5 protein-coding genes are annotated in these 3,062 nt (G+C 58.7%); 4 read left to right on the top strand and 1 reads right to left on the bottom strand.

Annotated features, from left to right (window positions below; translation table 11 throughout):
* Positions 1 to 754: tetratricopeptide repeat protein (locus Q1J43_RS00210; protein WP_301100268.1), on the bottom strand; the 754-nt coding region annotated here is incomplete at its 3' end.
* 47 nt (positions 755 to 801) lie between these two features.
* Between Q1J43_RS00210 and Q1J43_RS00205 the strand changes: the two genes are divergently transcribed.
* The 4 genes from Q1J43_RS00205 to Q1J43_RS00190 all read left to right on the top strand — a co-directional run bounded on the left by Q1J43_RS00205 (position 802) and on the right by Q1J43_RS00190 (position 3,034).
* Positions 802 to 1,398, top strand: coding sequence for a hypothetical protein (locus Q1J43_RS00205; RefSeq protein WP_301100267.1), 597 nt, complete (start codon positions 802 to 804; stop codon positions 1,396 to 1,398).
* 76 nt (positions 1,399 to 1,474) lie between these two features.
* Positions 1,475 to 1,891, top strand: coding sequence for a hypothetical protein (locus Q1J43_RS00200; protein ID WP_301100265.1), 417 nt, complete (start codon positions 1,475 to 1,477; stop codon positions 1,889 to 1,891).
* A gap of 57 nt (positions 1,892 to 1,948) precedes the next feature.
* Positions 1,949 to 2,614 carry an SCO family protein gene (locus tag Q1J43_RS00195; RefSeq protein WP_301100264.1) on the top strand — a complete coding sequence of 222 codons (666 nt, stop codon included), beginning with the start codon at positions 1,949 to 1,951 and terminating at the stop codon, positions 2,612 to 2,614.
* Between the two features lie 78 nt (positions 2,615 to 2,692).
* Complete coding sequence (locus Q1J43_RS00190; protein WP_301100263.1) at positions 2,693 to 3,034, top strand: AtpZ/AtpI family protein; 342 nt, start codon at positions 2,693 to 2,695, stop codon at positions 3,032 to 3,034.
* Positions 3,035 to 3,062: the final 28 nt, after the last annotated feature.

Genomic DNA, 3,062 nt, shown 5'->3' with positions numbered 1-3,062 from the left:
GGTTGAGAAACTGATAGCTCTGGCCGATATTGTCCCACGCCTCCAGCCAATCGGGCCGACAGGCCAGCGCCCGCCGATAGGCCTCCAGCGCCTCCTCGTGCCGCTCCAGCCGGTTGAGCGCCACGCCGAGGCCGAGCCATGCCGACGCGTTTTGTGGCGTCAACGCCGCCGCCTTCGTTCCTGCCCGACAACTCAGCGCGTAGTCGCCGGTCTTTTCGGCAATGTTGCAGAGGTTGAGCCAGCCTTCGGCATAGCCCTCATGCCGCGCCACGGTTTCCTGTAGTTCCCGCAAGGCGTCGTCCAGCCGCCGCGCCTGCTCGTGGCACAGCGCCAGATTGTTCCGCGCCTCGGCATGCTCCGGCGCGAGGCGCAGGGTCTGGACGTAAGCCGCTTCCGCCTCCACCCAAGCGCCGGCAACGCGCAGGGCATTGCCAAGATTGTAATGCGCCGCCGCCATCGTCGGCTGTAAAGCGACGGCGCGACGAAAGGCCGCCGTCGCGTCCTCGCCCGCCGCCATCAGGATATTGCCATGGTGCAGGTGGAACAGCGCCGCCTGCGGATCGAGCCGTAAAGCCTCCGCGATCAACCCCAACGCCGCCGCATGATCCCCCTTGCCGCTGACCAGCACGCCCAGCAACGCCAACGCGTCCGGCTGGCGCGGCTCCGCCGCCAGCGTGGCGCGATACAGCCTTTCCGCCTCCGCCAGATTCCCCGCCTGATGCGCCGCGACAGCCAGTTGTAGGGACTCGCTCATGGTGATAGTTTTCTCCTGCAACTCACCCCGACACAGCCATTCGTCAAATGGCTAAATTAGCGTCAAAGAAAATGGCACTCGGCAGTAAAAAAGTCACGAAAACGATTTGCCACTTCATTGCGGCAATTACGACAATGATCGTCCTATTACATACGAGCTACGCTGCGGACAATGGCAAGCCAACCCTTAAACAAATCCCACTTGAAGACGCAGCTTGTGAATGGTGGCCGAGCGCACCTGATGGTGGAGAATCCTTTCATGTCGGTGGAGGAGAAGGTCTTGCCTTCACCCTTGTGAACCTCGGCAACGATCAATATTATTTTCAGGTGGAGACCGGTTACGGCACCATAACCGCAGCAGGGATCGCTCATACACATGGCCACGCCTTAACTTACAGCGAGCCGCATTCGACGTGCGTGGCTGAAATAGCTTCACCAAACAAGACCACCCTTGTTTTTAAAACAACTGGCCTGTGCAAATTCCCCTACGTCGATCAGCAAAACAATAACGGCGTGAACAAAAAAGAGGGGTCAAAAACCGTTTATTCCTGCGACGAAACCGTAGATGCAAAAAACAATATCGCCTTGGTTAAAAGCAGCCGCTTGTTTGAGGAAATAACACGGCCCCCTTCTCAAAGAGAATAAGTTCTCGACTGAGGCCTAGAAATAAGATGATCTTTCTCTCTCGTCCCCCCACAACGCAAACCCAGAAGTTGACAAAATGGAACAGGACGCCGGACATTTCATCCTCACCTTCGCCGGACAGCTGCTGGCGATCTTTCCGGCTGCGGCGATCCTTTTCTTTATCCTCAGCGATCTCTATCCGTGGCGGGACGATGCCGCACGGCGCAAGGTCAGCAAAAACCTACTCTATTTTCCCGTCTTCTGGGTGGCGATGAATTTCTGGGCCCTGGTGACGATCGCGCCGAAAGTCAGCGCGCGCGCCCATTTCATCGATCCGTTACTGTTAAACGTTTTGGCGTGGGCCTTGTACGTCTCCTTCGTCGCCGCGAGCTTCCTGATGATTACGGCCAAGGGATCGCGGCTGTTTACCGCCGCCTACCTTGTGGTCAATCTACTCTTCGTCTCGTTCGTCTATTTGGCCTCATGTCTGGCGGTCACGGGGCGTTGGTTTTGATGGCCCCAGATGGGAAAATCTCTTGGCCTTTCGGAAATATCGTGCCTAAAATGAAACATGCGTAGCCTCTTCCCCACCATGCCCTCACGACTCGCGCTTGTTTTAGCTCTGGGCCTCTTCTCCATGGCCTTGAGTCCGTTCTCCCCTGCCCTCGCGCTGGCGCATGAACACGAGATGGATCATGGCGCGATGCATGACGCCATGCCCGCCCCCAAAGCCTCCAACATCGGCGGGCCGTTCGCACTGGTCAATCAGGACGGCGAGGCGGTGACCGAGGCGAATTATCAGGGGCAGTATCTACTGGTTTATTTCGGCTATACCTTTTGTCCCGATTTGTGCCCCACCGGCCTGCAAAGCATGGCCCAGACCCTCGACAGGCTGGGCAAGGACGCGGACAAGGTGCAGCCGCTGTTCATCACCATCGACCCCGCCCGCGATACGCCCGCAAAGCTCAAGGACTATGTCGCCGCGTTCCATCCCAAGACCGTCGGCCTGACCGGCACGCCCGCGCAGATCGCCGCCGTCGCCAAAGCCTACAAGGTCTATTACAAAAAGGCCGAAGAGGTCGATGACGGCGAATATATGATGGATCATTCCACCGGCATCTACCTCATGGCGCCGGATGGCCGTTATCTGGAAGGCTTCCGCGAAAACGAAAAACCCGACGTCATCGCTGCCGCCTTAAGAAAGGCTTGGCGCAACGCCGCGACGAAAAAGCCGTGACGCGGCGCGGCTGTTCCGGCTTGACTCCGCAGCCCTGTCACCCTACTTTGCGCGCGGTTTCGGTGGAGGATTGACGCGATGGCTGATGATCCAAAACGCGAGGCTCTGGACGCCGATCCTCTCGACACTCTGGCGGCGCGTATCCGCGATGCCAAGGCGGCGACGGAAACGCCGCAGAAAACCGAGGCTCCCGCCGAGGATGCTGATCTTTCGGCGAGCCGCATCGGCGCGGAATTTGCGGCGGCGATTTTGGTCGGCGCAGGACTGGGCTGGCTGGCGGACAGGTTCTTGGGCACGAGTCCGTGGGGCATTTTGCTCCTGCTGATACTGGGGTTTGCCGCAGGTTTGATGAATGTGTGGCGCGGTTTGAACGGTTATGGTCAGGCGGTCGGGTTCCGCCAACGACGTAAAAAGGAATAACGGGCCTATGCAGTCGCCTATTGAACAG

Source organism: Propionivibrio sp., assembly GCF_029255185.1.
Taxonomy (GTDB): domain Bacteria; phylum Pseudomonadota; class Gammaproteobacteria; order Burkholderiales; family Rhodocyclaceae; genus Propionivibrio.
The sequence above is the reverse complement of the archived record's forward strand: the minus strand, read 5'-3'. Positions and strand labels throughout refer to the sequence as shown.

What these genes read in the sequence shown, in the direction of transcription:
- Q1J43_RS00200 (WP_301100265.1), top strand. Translation starts at nt 1,475, where the DNA reads ATGGAACAGGACGCCGGACATTTCATCCTCACCTTCGCCGGACAGCTG.
- Q1J43_RS00205 (WP_301100267.1), top strand. Translation starts at nt 802, where the DNA reads ATGGCTAAATTAGCGTCAAAGAAAATGGCACTCGGCAGTAAAAAAGTC.
- Q1J43_RS00190 (WP_301100263.1), top strand. Translation starts at nt 2,693, where the DNA reads ATGGCTGATGATCCAAAACGCGAGGCTCTGGACGCCGATCCTCTCGAC.
- Q1J43_RS00195 (WP_301100264.1), top strand. Translation starts at nt 1,949, where the DNA reads ATGCGTAGCCTCTTCCCCACCATGCCCTCACGACTCGCGCTTGTTTTA.